This window comes from Streptomyces sp. NBC_01335, assembly GCF_035953295.1.
In the GTDB taxonomy this organism is placed as follows: Bacteria; Actinomycetota; Actinomycetes; order Streptomycetales; family Streptomycetaceae; genus Streptomyces.
Genome location: NZ_CP108370.1, coordinates 316,504 through 332,880 on the forward strand (window position 1 = coordinate 316,504; position 16,377 = coordinate 332,880).

A 16,377-nucleotide genomic window follows, 5' to 3' on the forward strand; every position below is an offset into this window, starting at 1 on the left:
CGGTGCGGGTGGTGCAGCGGTCGGCCGGAGGGACGGCGGCCGACGGCCGTCGTGGACGGGTGGGTGGCCGCGCGGCCCGGCGCGAGCCGGCAGGGCGGCCCGCGCCGCCGGGGCTCGGTGCCCCGGCGCGCGCCGGTCGGACGCCCTGGTCGGACGCCCTGGTCGGACGCCCCGTCGGACAGCCGGGTCAGGCCGCCGGGCCGGGCTGCCGCGGGACCGTCGACTCGCGGACGACGAGCCGGTAGCCGGGGCGTGGGCGCCGCGGTTCGGTCACCGGTTCGCCCGCGAGCCGCTCGACGAGGCTGTCGACGGCGAGGCGCGCGATGGCCTCCTTGTCGGGGGCGATGGTGGTGAGGGTGGTGGTGCCGTAGCTGCTTTCCTCGATGTCGTCGAAGCCGACGAAGGCGATGTCGTCCGGGACGGACAGCCCGCGCGCGGTGACGGTGCGCATGGCACCGATCGCGATCAGGTCGTTGTAGGCGAAGACCGCGTCGGGCCGTTCGCCCCGGTCGAGCAGGGAGGCCATCGCGATGGCCCCGTCCTCACGCCCGAATCCGTCCGTGACCACGACCAGGGACTCGTCCGGTTCGATGCCGGCGGCCGTCAGCTCCTCGCGCCATCCGCGCAACCGCAGGTGCGCGGGTTGGCGTTCACGGCCGGTGCGGGATCCGAGGAAGGCGATCCTGCTGCGTCCGTGGTCGAGCAGATGACGTACCGCCGTGCGGGCGGCGGCGACGTTGTCGATCGCGATGTGGTCGTAGGGCGCTTCGTACTCCCGCTCCCCCAGCAGGACCAGGGGTGCGGTCTCCTCGCGTGCCATCAGGTCCTCGGTCTCCAGATGGATCGGGCTCATGATGAGCCCGTCGATCACGTGTGACCGGAATCCCTGGCTGACCAGCAGCTCCTTCTCGCGGAGCCCTGCCGTGTGGTCGACCAGCACGGTGTAGTCGTGCCGGGCGGCGGCGTCGACGACGGCTCCGGCGAGTTCGGCGAAGTACGGGTTGCCGAACTCGGGGACCGCCAGCGCGATGATGCCCGTACGGCCCTTGCGCAGGTGGCGGGCGGTGAGGTTCGGCCGGTAGCCGAGCTCGTCGATCGCCAGCTGCACTTTGGCCCGCATCTTCGGGGTGACGTGCTGGTAGTTGTTGACCACGTTGGACACGGTCTTGATCGACACGCCCGCCCGCTGCGCGACGTCCTTGAGGCTGACGCCCACGGCACTCCTTCACTCGGTTCGGCTATGAAAGACGGCTCCGCTCACGTGGTTCTGCGGTTGCGCGCCAGATAGCGCTGCGCCACCACGACAACGATAAGGAAGCCGCCGCTGACCACCGACTGCCAGGACGAGTTGAGACTACCGATCTGGTTGATCAGGTTCTGGATGACGGCGAGCAGCAGCACGCCCCAGAGGGTTCCGCTGATCGATCCGGCGCCGCCGACCAGCAGCGTTCCGCCGATGACGACGGCGGAGATCGCGTCGAGCTCCATGCCCACGCCGACGATGGTGACGCCGGAGGTGAGCCGGGCCGCGTTCAGCGCGCCGGCGAGGCCGGCGAGCAGACCGCTCAGTGTGTAGACGAGGATCTTCGTCCGGGCGACGGGGAGGCCCATCAGGGTCGCGGCGTCGCTGCTGCCGCCCACGGCGAAGATCGACTGTCCGAACGAGGTCCGCTGGAGGACGAGTCCGCCGATCCCGAAGAGCACGAGGGCGATCAGGAGGGGGTAGCCGAAGCCCCAGACGGCACCCTGTCCCAGATCGGCGAAGGCCGAGTCCTTCGGCACGAGGTAGGTGGTGCCGCCCTCGTCGGTGAGGGAGAGCAGCAGGCCGCGGGCGCCGAGCAGGGTGGCGAGGGTGACGATGAAGGGGGCCATCCCGGCGCGGGCGATGAGGAACCCGTTGAGCAGGCCGATCGCGGAGCAGACCACGAGCGGTACGAGCAGCGCGGGCAGGAAGCCGTACTGCGAGCCCCAGGCGGCGAGGACTCCGCCGAGGGCGAAGACGGAGCCGACCGACAGGTCGATGCCGCCGGTGATGATGACCATGGTCATGCCGAGGGCGACCACGGCGAGGAAGGACGCCTGCACGGTGACGCCGCGGGCGTTGTCCAGGCTGTGGAACGTCGGGTACACGAAGGAGGCGACGACGATCACCGCGATCAGCACGGCGAGGACGCCCTGCCGCTGGAGGATGTCGAGGACGCGCTGTCCCGCGGTGGGGCCGGCGCCGTTCTGGGGACTGGGCTCGGGCGCCTTCTTTGCCGGAGCGGGGGTCGCTTGCGGGGCCGTGGTCCGGGCCACCGGGGCGGAGGAGGTTTCGTTCATCGGGACCGGCGCTCCCGGGCGACGTAGACGGCGGCGATGATGATGGCTGCCTGGGCGATCTGGGCGGTGGAGTCGGGCAGGTCGTGCTTGACGAGGGTGGCGCGCAGGAGCTGCATCAGCAGGGCTCCGGCGACGGTGCCGAGCACGCGGACGGAACCGCCGGTGAGCGGGGTTCCGCCGACCACGACGGCGGTGATGGCGGAGAGCTCCATCAGGGTGCCGAGCGAGGACGGGTCGCTGGCGGTGAGCCGGGCCGTGGCGAGCACACCGGCCAGCGCGGCGAGCACGCCGCAGAGTACGTAGACGCCGATGAGGACGCGCTTGACGGGAAGTCCGGCGAGTTTGGCGGCGGCGCGGTTGCCGCCGACGGCGACGACCTGGCGGCCGAAGGTGGTGCGCCCGATGAGGAAGGCCACGGCGACGGCGAGGACACCGGCGATGAGCACGACCAGCGGAATACCGAGGAAGGAGTCGGTGCCGAGCGCGAGCAGGTCGGGGTTTTCGATCTGCTTGAGCTGGCCGTCCGCCATCACCAGGGCGAGGCCGCGGCCGCCCACGAAGAGCGCGAGGGTGGCGACGATGGGCTGGAGCCCGACGAGCGAGACGAGCGATCCGTTGACCGCGCCGACGACCGCGCCGGCGAGCAGGGCGATGCCGAGCGCCGGTACGAGGCCGTACCCGAGGTAGAGCGGGAGGAGGGCGGCGGCCACCGCCATGGTGGAGCCGACCGAGAGGTCGACGCCCTCGGTACCGATGACCAGGGCCATGCCCAGGGCGACGATGACGATGGGGGCGACCTGGACGAGCTGCGTGCGCAGGTTGTCGGTGGTCATGAAGTGGTCGGTGAAGAGCGCGTTGAAGATCAGCAGTACGGCGACGGCCGCGTAGACGCCGTACTCCTGCCACCACGCGGGGGTGCGCAGCCGGGCCAGCGGGTTCGCTGCGGGCGGGGCCAGGGTGGCCTGGGTCATCGGGGTTCCTCCTGTGCGACCGGGGTCTTCTCCGGCGTGGCCGGCGCGTTCGTGGGCGACGCGTCCGGGGCGTGGTCGGCGAGCACTTCGAGCAGCCTGCTCTCGGCCACCTCGTCGCCGGCGAGCTCGCCCGCCACGGCTCCGCCGCGCAGGACGACGATGCGGTCGGCGCCCTCGATGAGCTCCTCGATGTCGGAGGAGATGAGCAGCACCGCCAGGCCCTCGCCCGCGAGTTCGTCGATGAGGCTCTGGACCTCCGCCTTGGCGCCGACGTCGATGCCGCGGGTGGGCTCGTCGAGCAGCAGGACCTTGGGCTCCAGGCAGAGCCAGCGGGCGAGCAGCACCTTCTGCTGGTTGCCGCCGGAGAGTTCGCCGACCTTCTGCTCGGGGCTGGAGCATTTGATGCGCAGGCGCTTCATGAAGATCTCGACGACGCGGTCCTGCTTGGCGCGGGAGACGACTCCGGCGCGGGAGAGCCGGGGCATCGCGGCGAGCACGATGTTCTCGCGCACCGACAGGCCGGGGACGATGCCCTCGGCCTTGCGGTCCTCGGGGAGGAGGCTGATGCCGGCCTTGATGGCGGCGGCCGGGGAGAGCCGGCCGAGCCTCTTGCCGTCGACGGTGACGTTCCCCGCGTCGACGGGCAGCGCGCCGGAGAGGGCCTTCGCCGTCTCGCTGCGGCCGGAGCCGAGGAGGCCGCCGAGTCCGAGGACCTCGCCGCCGTACAACTCCATGGAGATGTCGTGGAGGTGGTGGCGGCTGGAGATGCCGGACGCGGTGAGGACCGGCGTCCGGGTGGCGTCGTGGCCGCCCTCGGTGAAGTTGGTGAGGCCCGACCGCTTGACCTCGGCCATGTCACGGCCGAGCATCATCGACACGAGCTGCATCCGGTTCAGGTCGGCGAGATCGCCGGTGTGGATGTGGCGGCCGTCGCGCAGCACGGTGACCCGGTCGCAGATCCGGTAGAGCTCGTCCATGCGGTGGCTGACGTAGAGGACGGCGATGCCGCGCTCGCGGAGGTTGGCGATGACCCGGAAGAGCGTCTCGACCTCGCGGGGTTCCAGCGAGGAGGTGGGCTCGTCCATGATGACGACCTGGGCGTTGACCGAGACGGCGCGGGCGAGCGCGACCATCTGCTGGGTGCCGATGCCGAGGGTGTTCAGCGGACGCTTGGGGTCGACGCGGACGCCGAAGCCGTCGAGCAGCTCGGTCGTCTCGCGGTGCATCCGGCCGAAGTCGATCATCCCGACGCGGTTCTTGGGCTCGCGTCCGAGGAAGATGTTCCGCGCCACGCTCATCAGCGGGACGAGGTTGACTTCCTGGTAGATGGTGGAGATGCCGGCCTGCTGGGCCTCGAAGGGCCGGGCGAAGCGGACGGCTCCGCCGTTCATCCGGAGTTCGCCGCCGTCGGGCCGGTAGACCCCTGTGAGCACCTTGATGAGGGTGGACTTGCCGGCACCGTTCTCACCGACCAGGGCGTGGGTCTCCCCCGCCCGCAGGGAGAACGACACGTCGTCCAGGGCGACGACGCCGGGAAACCGCTTGCTGACGCCGCGGGCTTCGAGGACCGAGCCGGCTTCCTGGGCGGGGCCCTGGCCGGATGCCGCGGGCTCGGGCGGCTGGGTTACTGCTTCGGGTGGTGCCATGAATCCTGGCCTTCCAAGTTCCAAGGTGCCGAAAGGGCGGGCACGGGGGTGGATGGTCCCCCGTACCGGTTGGCGACGGAGGGAACTCCCGGCCGCCGCGGCACGGTTCGCGCCACAGCGGTCGCGGGAGAGCCTCAGGTGGTGTCCGGCGGGACGAGGGATCAGTACGCGCCGCCGACCGACGCCTTGGCGTTGGTCTCGTCGTACGCACGGTCCGAGATGATGACGTTCTCGGGGATCTCCTCGCCGCCGTAGAACTTCTGGGCGGTCTGGAACGCCAGCGGGCCGAAGCGCGGGTTGGACTCGATCACGGCGTTGTACTCACCGTTGACGACGGCCTGGACGGCGTTGCGGGTGCCGTCGACCGACACGATCTTGACGTCCTTGCCCGGCTTCTTGCCGGCGGCCTTGAGCGCGGTGACGGCGCCGAGGCCCATCTCGTCGTTCTCGGCGTAGACGGCGGTGATCTCGGGCTTCGACTGGATCAGCTGCTCCATGACCTGCTGGCCCTTGTCACGGGCGAACTCGCCGGTCTGCTGGGCCACGATCTCCAGTCCCGGGGCCTTCGCCGCGAGCTGGTCCACGAAGCCCTTCGTACGGTCGGTGGTGACGCCGTTGCCGGAGGTGCCGAGGAGGATGGCGACCTTGCCCTTGCCACCGGTCGTCTTGATCATCGCGTCGGCGGCGCGCTTGCCCTGCTCCACGAAGTCCGAGCCGAGGAAGGCCACGTAGTCCTTGCAGGCGCCGGCGTTGAGCTTGCGGTCGATGGTGAGGACCGGGACCTTCTTCGCCGCGGCGGCCTTCAGCGCGGGCTCCAGGCCGTCCGAGTTGAGCGGGGCGACGATGAGGAACTGCGCACCCTGGGACAACATGTCCTGGATGTCGCTGATCTGCTTCGACAGCTGCGACTGGGCGTTGGTGGTGAGCAGCTTCTTCACACCGACCTTGGCCGCCTCGTCCTTGATGGACTGGGTCTCGGCGATACGGAACGGGTTGGCCTCCTTCTCCGACTGGGAGAAGCCGACGATCGCGTTCTTGAGATCGAGCTTGGGCGCCCCGTAGGTCTGGAGGGAGCAGCCGGAGCCGGAGGTGCTGTCGGGGGCCGTGGTGGCTGCCTGGGCGGCCTGCCCCGTGTCGGAGGAGGCGGAGGTGTCGTTGGTCTCCGACTTCGAGCAGCCGGCCGCGGTGAGCATTGCGGTGGCGGCGAGCACGCAGGCCGCGGCGAGGGTACGGGATCGGCGCTGGATCATCATGCGCGGGACGCTCCTTGGGCGGGATGACGGCACGCGGAACCACGTGCGGTCGGGCTGTTTCTGATGAAGCATCAGCTCATGTTCGGCTGATGCCGGTTGCCTGTCCTCGACGTCGTCCGTGGGTACGGACGGGGGTCGGGAGGGGCGGCGCGGCCTGTCGGCGGCTCGGTTTACAACGTTATATAGGCGGCTTCGGCGCGACGGCAAGAGCACAACGGATGCGTTTCCAAAATGTGTCGTGGGGCGCGGGACGGGGCCTTTGCCCGGCTCGCGCACGCCCGCGCACCGCCGCCGCCTACGGGCGCGCGGCAGCACCGCTGCGGCCCGCCGAGGGGTCGACACCGGTGGAAAACCGATAGGTTCAAGATGGCAGGGACGAGCGCACGGAAGGGCCCGTCCCGCCGGGAGGTGGCCCGCCGGCGCCATGCACGCGCCGGCGGGCCACCGTCGGATCAGGCCTTCGGAGCGTGAGCGGCGTACAGCGCGCTCACGTCAGCGGCGCCGAGCGCCTTGTCGAAGACCTGGACCTGGTCGACCGAACCGTTCCAGAAGTCGGTCGGGTTGCCGTTCCACTTGGCGCGGCCCACGGAGAGCGGACCGGTGCTCACGTCACCCGCGCCGCCGGCCGGGGCGGAGGCGGCGAGCTTGCCGTCGAGGTAGATCGAGATGGTGTCGCCCTGGCGCACACCCACCAGGTGGTACCACTTGCCCAGTTCGGGGGTGGTCACCGCACGGGCACGGTTGCCGCCCGGCAGGGAGAAGGCGAACGCACCCTGCCCGTACTGGAGATAGAACGGGCTCTCGGTGCGCCGGCCGTCCTGGCTGACCGCCGAGGCGTAGTTGCCGGGCAGCTTGTCCAGCGTGACCCACGCGGAGACCGAGTAGTCCTTCGTGGTGTCCACGACCGGACCGGCGGTCTGCGCGTACTGGGCGTCGCCCGAGAACTTCAGCGCGGAACCCGCGACACCCTGCGTCCACGAGGCGCCACCGGTCAGGGTGAGCGGAGCGTGGTTCGGGCCGCTGTCGGCGGCCGTGGTGCCCTTGTTCTCGTCCAGGTTCCAGGCGGCTCCGCCCTTCACCTCGTCGCGCTTGCCCGCCGCGGCACCGGCCGCGATGACCTTCTGATTGATCGCGCGCACCGCCGCGATGTCGACCTTGGGCTCACGACGGTCGTACGTCCAGAGGCCGTTCAGTTCGTGCTCCAGGTCGGTGACCTGGGTGTAGACGGAGCCGGAGAGCTCGGCGCCGGCCGCTTCAAGGTAGTACTTCTCGGTGTTCTCGACGTACTTGGCGGTGAGCGCGGCCTTGTCGTCGACCCCGCTGTAGATCACGGTCGGGGCGCCCGGCCACATGTGTCCGGGAGAGCGCAGCGTGAAGCCACCGTGCTCGCCGTCCATCGCCGCCCGGGTGGCGTCCGGGAAGGCGGGGTCGTTGTTGCCGTAGTCGTGGTGGTCGATGATGTCGCCGGCGCCCGAGTCACCCTTCGAGTTGCAGCAGTTCACGCCACTGTGGGCGTTCACGACGCGCGAGGGGTCGGCGGCCTTGACGGCCTCGGTGAGCTTGCCGGTCGCGGTGCGGTCCCACTCGCCCCAGCCCTCGTTGAAGACGATCCAGCCACCGATGGAGGGGTAGTTGTGCAGCTGCTTCATCTCCTCCTGGGCCTGGGAGACGAAGGCCTGCTGGCCGGCTTCGTTGTTGATGCCGGCGGAGACGAAGTCCTGCCAGACGAGGAGCCCGAGCTGGTCCGCGTGGTAGTACCAGCGGGGCGACTCGACCTTGATGTGCTTGCGCACGGCGTTGAAGCCGAGGTCCTTCTGCGCCTTCAGGTCGAAGACGAGGGCGTCGTCGCTGGGCTGCGTGTAGAGACCGTCGGGGTAGAAGCCCTGGTCCAGCTGGGCGAGCGAGAAGAACGGCTTCCCGTTGAGGGTGAGCTTCTGGTAGCCGCCCACCTTCTCGACCCTGAGCGAGCGCATTCCGAAGTAGCTGCCCACCTTGTCGGTGGCGCGGCCGTCGGTCAGCGTGACGTCGAGGTCGTAGAGGTACGGGTCGTCGGGCGACCAGAGGTGCTCCTTGGCCACCGGCAGGCTGAGCTCACGGTTGGCGGGACCGCTGACGGTACCGACGACCTTGCCCTTCTTGTCCCGGGCGACGGCCGTGATGCGGGCGCCGGCGGAAGCGTCCTCGGAGTTGACGGTGACGGCGAGCCGGCCCTTGTCGATGTCCGGGGTGGTGGTCAGCGAGTCGATGGAGGCGGTGGAGACCGGCTCCATCCAGACGGTCTGCCAGATGCCGGAGGTGGCGGTGTACTCGATGCCGCCGGGGTTGGAGGACTGCTTGCCCTTGGGCTGGTTGTCCCCGGTGGTGTCGGTGACGGCGACCACGATCTCCTGCTGACCGGTGCCCTTGAGGGCGTCGGTGATGTCAGCGTCGAAAGCGGTGTATCCGCCGGTGTGCTCGGCGACCTTCTTGCCGTTGACGAAGACGGTCGCGTTGTAGTCGACCGCGCCGAAGTTGAGCTTCAGCCGCTTGTCCTTGCCGGACTTGCCCACCTTCCAGTTCTTGGGCACCGTCACGAGCTTGCGGTAGAACATGTGGTCCTCGTGGCGCTCCAGTCCGGAGAGCTGGGACTCCACCGCGAACGGCACGGTGATCTTCTCGGCGAGCTTCTTGCCGAAGACCGGCTGCTCGCCCGCGGCGGCACCGGCGAACTCCCAGGTGCCGTTGAGGTTCTTCCACTGGTCGCGGACCTGCTGCGGCCGGGGGTACTCGGGCAGCGGGTTGTCGCGGTCGAGTTTGTCGCCCCAGACCGTGGTGAGACGCTTGGTCGACAGGTTCTTGGCGCTGCGGCTGATGTCGGGGACGGTCTCGCCGCCCACCGTGAGCCCGCCCTCGGTGCCGTAGGTCACCTTGACCTGCTGGCCCTTCTGGATGGCCTCGGACAGCGTCACGATGAGCGAGTTGCCCTTGCCGGACGTCTTGACGACCGACTTGATGGGCATCGGCGTGGTGTCCGCCTCGATGACGAGGTGGTCCTTCACCGCGGCGAGGTTGCCGACCTTGTCGTCGAACGTGGCCTGGAGGCGCCTGCCGTCCTCGGCGACGGTCAGGGCGACCGGGTAGACCTCGTAGTCCGCGGGCGGGGTGAACGCCGACTCGGGGATGATCTGCTTGGCGAGCGCCGGGCTCGACCAGCGCAGGTACATGTTGGCGCCGCCGATGTCCTGGAACATCTCCAGCTTGAAGTCGTGCTGTTCGCCCGCGACCAGGTGAACCGGCTTGCTCGTCTGCTCGACGTCCCAGTCGCCCACCCAGTGGTCGATGACCGGAACGCCGTCGATCAGCAGCCGGAAGCCGTTGTCGCCGCTCGCGGCGAAGGTGTAGTCACCGGTCGCGGGAGCCTGGATCTGGCCAGTCCAGCGCGCGGTGGTGTTCTCGGTCTGACCCGTGGCCGACTTGAAAGCACCCGTGAGATCCCCGAAGTTGACCTCCGGGTCCAGGGCGGTGGCGCCGAGCTTGGCGAAGTCCCGAGCCCCGGGGGCGGACATCGCGTAGTACTCACCCTTGAGCCCGTGGACCAGAGTGGCCGGGTTCTCGGATACGAACGCCGGTGCCGTGGCACCGGACGACGAGTGGGCGGCAGGTGCCGCGGCAGCCGCCGGAACCATGGTGATGCCGAGGGGCATCGCCAGGGCCGCCGTACAGGCGAGCGTCGTCAAAGCCGCACGTCGGCGCGGTAGTTGTCGTCTCATGGCATCGTCCTCACGAAGGAGCTGAGTGCCTCGAACGAGCGAGGCACAGCACATGGTCGATCATTGAGCCACAGCCCCCAGCCCTGTCACAACGGTCGTGCACAGAAAATTTTCAACGATAGAAATTCGTGACCTGAGGGCGTACCGTTCACACGACGGAAACGCACCCAACAGACCTGTGGAGCGCGGGGCATTGCACAGGACGGTCGACCGAAGGGATTCCGCCACCGCCTCGCCGCCGCTACGGAAACCTTTGCCTCTTCCTCACGAACACGGTCCGCAAGGAGCTTTTGCGCCAATCCCCAAGCCCCTGGGGCCGCCCGGCGATCCGGCCCGACCGCCCGGCGATCCGATCCGGCCGGGCTGCGATCCGGTCCGGCCGGGCCCGGCCCGAAGGCGGCCCGGCGTACGGCGGATGAGGGGCTGCGGAACATCGGACCGAAATCCGGCGCCGGGCCGGTACTCCTTCCAGCTTCCCGAGCTGCCCGGCGGAATGCGGGCCCCTCCGTGCCCCGGACGCTGTCGACGAGCAGCGAGACGCGGCGGGCGTATCCGGCCGCGCCCGCCGCTCGCACCGTCGTGGGAACTCTATGCGTCGGCCGCCTGGACGCGGACGGCTCGGGCACGGGCCACGAAGGGCCGGGAGAAGACGGTGATGGCGATGGACGCGGCGGCCACGCAGGCGAAGGCCGTGCCGGCAGTGAAGTGCTGGGCGATGCCGCCGGCGATCGCAGCTCCGATCCCCTGCCACGTCATCCGGCCGGCAGACTCGACTCCCTGGACCTGGCCGCGGACCGGATCAGGGGTCAACTCCAGAAGTTGTTCCTGGAGCGGCAGGGTGGCTGCGAAGCCGGCGCTGGCGATGAACACCGCGGCGGTCGCCACCAGTACGGGCGGGTGGACGGCGAACAGCAGGTAGGGGGCGGCGAGCAGTAGTCGCAGGGCGAATGCGCAGCGGCGTCGCTGTTCGGCGGTGAACAGCCGTCCGATCGCGAGGTCACCGAGGAGCATGCCTGCCGATCCGGTGGCAAGGAAGACGCCGGCGTGATGGGGGGCGTAGGAGATGAACAGGGCCTCGCAGCCGACGATCAGGCCTTGGGGACCCACAGGTTCAGCAGCAGCGCGCGTGGGCCGGAGTGGGAGAAGAGCTCGATGTTCGTCGTCCAGGTCTGGCGCAGTCCAGGGCGACGGGTCAGACGGATCGAGCGTTCCCGGACCGCCACCGCCACCATGATCGATCCGCCGCCGGTCAAGGCTGCCGCGACCGCGAAGACCTCTTGCGGGCTCAGGTACCGCAGCAGTACGGCGCCGATGGCGTAGCCGAGAATGGCCATGCCTCCCGAGGTGACGTTCATCAGCGAACGTGCCAGTGCGTAGGCGGTGGTCGGCACCACCTCGGCGAGCAGCCCCATCCGCGCGCCCGTTCCCAGGGACTGGAAGAAGCCCAGTACGAGGAGCAGACCGAACCGGGCGGCGAGCGGCAGCCCTGGAACCGCCTGTGCGGCACCACCTACGAGCGACACGCACTCGAGCGCGACGAGGGTCCGGCGAGGACGGCTTCCGTCCGCGACCGACATCAGCGTCAGCGCACCGAGCACCGTGGCGAAGGTGGCGCCGTACATGCTCACAGCGGTCAGGAACGGGGACTTGGTCTGCTGGTCGACCAGCGTGCCGAGCGCGAAGCCCGACAAGGTGCTCGCGGCGACCGTCAGTGTGAGGCTGACGTACAGGCCGAGGAATTCACGGTTACGGAGCAGGTCACGGTAGGTGCTGGAGGTTTGCCGGAGGCAGAGGTGTCAGAAGGCATGAAAAAAGCCTTCGCGTGCACCCAACCTGGGGCACCGAAGGCCGACTCGTGGATTATAGCAAGAGCTCCTGTCCCGCCACGGGCCGTTCGGACTCGTCGCCGGTCTGACATGCCGTCAGGCGCCACCAGGAGCGACGAACGCTTGACGCCGGTCATCGTTCCGATGCTTCTTGCCCCCTTGACCCGTTGACCCCTTGCCCCCCCCTACGAGCCTCCGGCCCGCAGAGGGACACGCGAGCCGGCCGGCCCCGGGCGGGGGACGCCTGCCGTGCGGCCTGCAGGCCCGGAGCCCGCCGGTGGAGCGCACGCACGCACCGATCTGCCACGTCACGACCCGCCCCGGGGCCGACGCGGGGCCGGCGCGAGCATGCCGAACCCCGCCAACTCGGCTCGGGTATCCGCAAAAAGCTTTCGAAACTTTCGGCCGTGGCGGCTCCGCACCGACGCACCCCCGTCCACTTCTCCATACGGCTCAGAAGAGCTGCGGCCGACACACGCCCATGACCTGCAAACATGCCCGACGCCCACCGCAGGAACCTCTTCGAAGCTTTCGCCGTCGCGACCGAAACCATTGACAGCCCATGGAGCCACGTCAACACTGATCGCCGACCCGGAACCCCTGACGCGTCGACCCGGCTTCCGTACTCGAACTCCGAGCCAAGGAACCGGACTTGACGAGTCCCACCGCACTGCGGGCCCGCCGGCCGACACGGTCCGGCCGCAGTCGCCTTCCCTACGGAGGAACACATGCGAACCCCCTCGGTCCTCTCGCCGCGCTCCTTGGCCGCCGGCCTCGCGGCGCTCATGACGACGGTGACCACCGTCGCCGCCCTCACGACAGTCGCCTCCCCGTCGTACGCCGCCACGTGCAACGGGTACGTCGGGCTCACCTTCGACGACGGCCCCTCGAACGACCACACGCCCGCCGTGCTCAACGCGCTCAAGCAGAACGGGCTGCGGGCGACCATGTTCAACGAGGGCCAGTTCGCGGCCTCCTACCCGGCTCAGGTGAAGGCGGAGGTCGACGCCGGCATGTGGGTCGGCAACCACAGCTACACGCACCCGCACCTGATCCAGCAGAGCCAGGCGCAGATGGACTCGGAGGTCTCCCGGACCCAGCAGGCCATCGCGGCGGCGGGCGGCGGGACTCCGAAACTTTTCCGTCCTCCGTACGGCGAGACCAACGCGACACTTCAGGCCGTCGAGGCCAAGTACGGCCTGACGCAGGTGATCTGGGACGTCGACTCGCAGGACTGGAACGGCGCGAGCACCGACGCGATCGTCCAGGCCGCCGGGCGGCTCACCAACGGCCAGGTCATCCTCATGCACGAATGGCCCGCCGCCACCCTCGCGGCGATCCCGCGCATCGCCCAGGGGCTGGCGGCCCGCGGACTGTGCGCGGGGATGATCTCGCCGCAGACGGGGCGCGCCGTGGCCCCGGACGGAGGCTCCACCGGCGGCGGAGGCGGCACCGGCGGCGGGTGCTCCGCGACCCTGTCGGCGGGCCAGCAGTGGAGTGACCGCTACAACCTCAACGTCTCGGTCATCGGGGCCAGTAACTGGACCGTCACCATGAACGTCCCCTCACCCGAGAAGATCATCGCGACCTGGAACATCGCCGCCGCCTACCCCAGCGCCCAGGTACTGACCGCCAAGCCCAACGGCAGCGGCAACAACTGGGGAGTGACGATCCAGACCAACGGTGCCACGACCTGGCCGACGGTCTCCTGCAGCGCGGGCTGAGGCCCGAGGACCACGGACGGCCGTCCCGCCGCACGCGCGAACGACGAAGCGGACACCGGACGGCCGTCCCGCACGGGAACGACGAAGGCGGACACCGGACGGCCGTCCCCCGCGGGAACAACGACCGCGGACACCCGACCGCCGTCCCGCACGCGGGAACGACGAAGGCGGGTACCGGACCGCCGTCCGGCACCCGCCTCGCCGGGTCCACCGGCCCGAAGGCCGGTGTGACCGTCGACTACCCCGGAATCAGCCGGAGAAGTTCGTCACCATGGACGGAACGGTGTCCGTCCCGAACGCGGGGGCACCCGTGTCGTTGATGACGTGGTTGTAGCGCCCGGCCCCACCGAGCGAGACGGTCAGGATGCTGTGGAACTTCACGCCGGACTTCACCGGGACCTGGAAACCCCGGTCCGTCTCGATACTCGTCAGAGTGAAGGCGCAGTAACTTCCCACGCCCCAGGCCTCGTGGGTGTTGACGGCGGGGTCGACCTTGTACGCCGCGTACCCCTTGCTGCTGCCGTCCATCCACTCGGCCTGACTCGGCACGTCGTACGCCTTCTCGTTCTGGAAGAAGATCGTTCGACCCCGCTCGCCGAACCACTCGACGTCGTACTTCTTGAAGTGCTCGACGAAGAGCCCGGTCGCGAGCACGTCGTCGCCGTGGACCAGCAGACCGTTGTCGGAGGCGTTGACGTTCCAGCCGACGCCGGAGCCGTGGTCGGCCCGCCAGATCCAGGTGTGGTCGATGATCGTGTCGTCGCTGTAGATCTCGACGGCCGTCGTGGCCTTGCCCGCGAACTGGCCGCCCACCCGCACGAACACGTCCTGCATCGAGGTCGGGTTGTTGGCGTGGTCGGTGTGCACGCCCTGCTTGCCGATCTCCAGCAGGGTGGGCGAGTTGGTGGTACCCGCGTCGATCAGGAAGCCGGCGAGCTTGACGCCGTCGACGTCGGCGACCTTCATCGCGGTGACGCCGTTGTCCGGGACGATGGTGGCGAGGCCGAGGCCCAGGACCACCGTGTCGGCGCGGTTGACCTCGATCGTGCTGTCGAGGTGGTAGACGCCCGGGGTGAAGAGCAGGTGGAGGCCCTGCGCGAGCGCCTGGTTGATGGTGGCGGCGGAGACACCCGGCTTGGCCACGTAGAACTGGTCGAGGCCGATCGAGGTGCCGGGGGTCGAACCGTTGGCCCAGCTCACGCCGCGGGCGTTGACCCGCTTGGAGGGCACGAACACCTTGTAGGTGGAGCCGTCGAGGTAGAGATACGGCTTCTCACGGCTGACCGGGGTGGTGTCCAGGGTCGTGTACCGGGGCTCCGGGAAGGAGGTCGCCGGGGCGCCCTCGGTGCCCGAGAAGACCATGTTCCAGACCGAGTTGGTCCAGCCACCGATGGAGCTGTCGCGGGTGTACCACTGCTGCTGCGAGTACGGGCCGACCGTGCCGTCGATCTTGGAGTCGGCGATGTACCCGCCGCTCGCCCAACCGTAGCCGGACGGCGCGAGGTTGAGCCCGCCCTTGACGTGCATCCGGCGGAACGGCGCGGCCTGGGCCACCGCCCAGCGGTTGGTGCCGTCGTACGGGGCGATGGAGAGGTTCTCCGTGGAGCGCCAGAAGTTCTGCGTCGCGTTGCCGTTGAACCATCCGGCGTCGACGCTGACTCCCTTGACGGTCACGTCGTCGGGGTTGCGCCCGAGGCCGAGGACCGAGGTGTAGAAGCCGGTGTTGACGTTGACGTCGTAGCTGCCGGGCTTGAAGGCCAGCGCGTAGCGCCCCTCGCCGAACTGCGCCGACTCCTGCTGCTGGTAGATCGTGTCGATCTGCTGCTGGATGGTGGCGGCCGACATGGACGGGTCGAAGACCTTGACGTTGGGGCCGAGGTCACCGCCGCCCTGGATCGGCGTCGTGGAACCGTCCTGCACGTGGACGGCCGCCTCCCAGAGGGAGTAGCCGTACGCGGTACCCCGGGCCGTGCCCGCGATGCGGAGGTAACGCCCCGAACCCTGCACCTGGTAGGAGGAGTTGCCGCCGGTGGCACCGGTGACCTTCTTCAGGTCGGTGAAGGTGGTGCCGTCGGTGGACGCCTGGATGGCGAAGTCCTTGCCGTAGGCCGCCTCCCAGGAGAGGTCCACCTGGCAGATGTTCTTGACCGCGCCGAGGTCGACCTGGATCCACTGGGGGTCGGTCGCCAGGCTGGACCAGCGGGTGGCGCCGTTGCCGTCGAAGGCGGCGGAGGCCGGGTTGCCGGCGCCCTCCACGGAGGAGGCGGTGGCCGTGCGGTTCAGCGCCGCGTTGGCCGTACCGCACTGGCCCGAGCCCGTCCCCGGGTTCGTGGTCCCCGACGCGGAGCCGTAGACCTGGAACTCCCAGAGGGAGTAGCCGTAGCCCGTCGCCCGCACGGTGCCCTGGACCCGCACGTAGCGGCCGGTACCGCTGACGTCGAGCGTGTCGATGCCGCCGTCCCCGTCCGACACCGTGCGCAGGTCGGTCCAGTTCGAACCGTCCCCGGAGACCTGGATGCGGTACCCCTTCGCGTACGCGGCCTCCCAGTTCAGCACCACCTTGCTGATGCTGGACGACGTGCCGAGGTCCACCTGGAGCCACTGGTTGTCCGATGCGGCGCTGGACCAGCGGGTGCCGGTGTCGCCGTCGACCGCCTTCGCGGCCGTGGTGCCGCCGTTCTCCTCGGAGGACGCCGTCACGGTCCGGCCCTGCGACAGCAGGACCGGCGTGTCCGCGCCGAATGCCGGAGCTCCCAGGACGGGGATGGCGAGGATGCCCGCCACCACTGCCGCCGCGGCTCGGCCTGGTCTGAATCTCATATGTCGCTGCTCCTTCTCGGAACGCACACCGCGGCCCGCCGACCGGCGGACCACCCTTCGGGAGAG

Annotated in this window: 10 protein-coding genes; 1 reads left to right on the forward strand and 9 read right to left on the reverse strand. The window is 69.6% G+C overall.

The genetic code is table 11. From position 1 onward, the window contains the following. Positions 1–187: 187 nt before the first annotated feature. From OG599_RS01310 to OG599_RS01345, 8 genes are all read right to left on the reverse strand, one after another. On the reverse strand, positions 188–1,216 hold the full coding sequence (locus OG599_RS01310) for a LacI family DNA-binding transcriptional regulator (protein WP_327174039.1): 1,029 nt from the start codon (positions 1,214–1,216) through the stop codon (positions 188–190). A gap of 41 nt (positions 1,217–1,257) precedes the next feature. Beyond that, the gene (locus OG599_RS01315) at positions 1,258–2,322 is read right to left on the reverse strand and encodes an ABC transporter permease (RefSeq protein WP_327174040.1); all 1,065 of its coding nucleotides are present in this window, start codon (positions 2,320–2,322) and stop codon (positions 1,258–1,260) included. Beyond that, positions 2,319–3,293: an ABC transporter permease gene (locus tag OG599_RS01320; RefSeq protein WP_327174041.1), complete on the reverse strand. Its 975-nt coding sequence runs from the start codon at positions 3,291–3,293 to the stop codon at positions 2,319–2,321. The genes OG599_RS01315 and OG599_RS01320 overlap by 4 nt, the downstream gene beginning before the upstream one ends. Continuing rightward, on the reverse strand, positions 3,290–4,939 hold the full coding sequence (locus OG599_RS01325) for a sugar ABC transporter ATP-binding protein (protein ID WP_327174042.1): 1,650 nt from the start codon (positions 4,937–4,939) through the stop codon (positions 3,290–3,292). The genes OG599_RS01320 and OG599_RS01325 overlap by 4 nt, the downstream gene beginning before the upstream one ends. Before the next feature lie 161 nt (positions 4,940–5,100). Further along, the gene (locus OG599_RS01330; RefSeq protein ID WP_266712981.1) at positions 5,101–6,192 is read right to left on the reverse strand and encodes an ABC transporter substrate-binding protein; all 1,092 of its coding nucleotides are present in this window, start codon (positions 6,190–6,192) and stop codon (positions 5,101–5,103) included. A 452-nt stretch (positions 6,193–6,644) separates the two neighbouring features. After that, on the reverse strand, positions 6,645–9,941 hold the full coding sequence (locus tag OG599_RS01335; RefSeq protein WP_327174043.1) for a LamG-like jellyroll fold domain-containing protein: 3,297 nt from the start codon (positions 9,939–9,941) through the stop codon (positions 6,645–6,647). A gap of 588 nt (positions 9,942–10,529) precedes the next feature. Next, the gene (locus OG599_RS01340) at positions 10,530–11,048 is read right to left on the reverse strand and encodes a hypothetical protein (protein WP_327174044.1); all 519 of its coding nucleotides are present in this window, start codon (positions 11,046–11,048) and stop codon (positions 10,530–10,532) included. Next, positions 11,030–11,632, reverse strand: a complete 603-nt coding sequence (locus OG599_RS01345) for an MFS transporter (protein ID WP_327174045.1) — start codon at positions 11,630–11,632, stop codon at positions 11,030–11,032. Before OG599_RS01345 ends, OG599_RS01340 begins: the two co-directional genes overlap by 19 nt. Positions 11,633–12,495: 863 nt before the next feature. On the opposite strand from OG599_RS01345, the gene OG599_RS01350 reads away from it, so the two are divergent. Then, complete coding sequence (locus OG599_RS01350; RefSeq protein WP_327174046.1) at positions 12,496–13,491, forward strand: polysaccharide deacetylase family protein; 996 nt, start codon at positions 12,496–12,498, stop codon at positions 13,489–13,491. A gap of 249 nt (positions 13,492–13,740) precedes the next feature. Here OG599_RS01350 and OG599_RS01355 read toward each other — a convergent pair whose 3' ends face one another. Continuing rightward, on the reverse strand, positions 13,741–16,311 hold the full coding sequence (locus OG599_RS01355; RefSeq protein WP_327174047.1) for a discoidin domain-containing protein: 2,571 nt from the start codon (positions 16,309–16,311) through the stop codon (positions 13,741–13,743). Between the last annotated feature and the right edge of the window lie 66 nt (positions 16,312–16,377).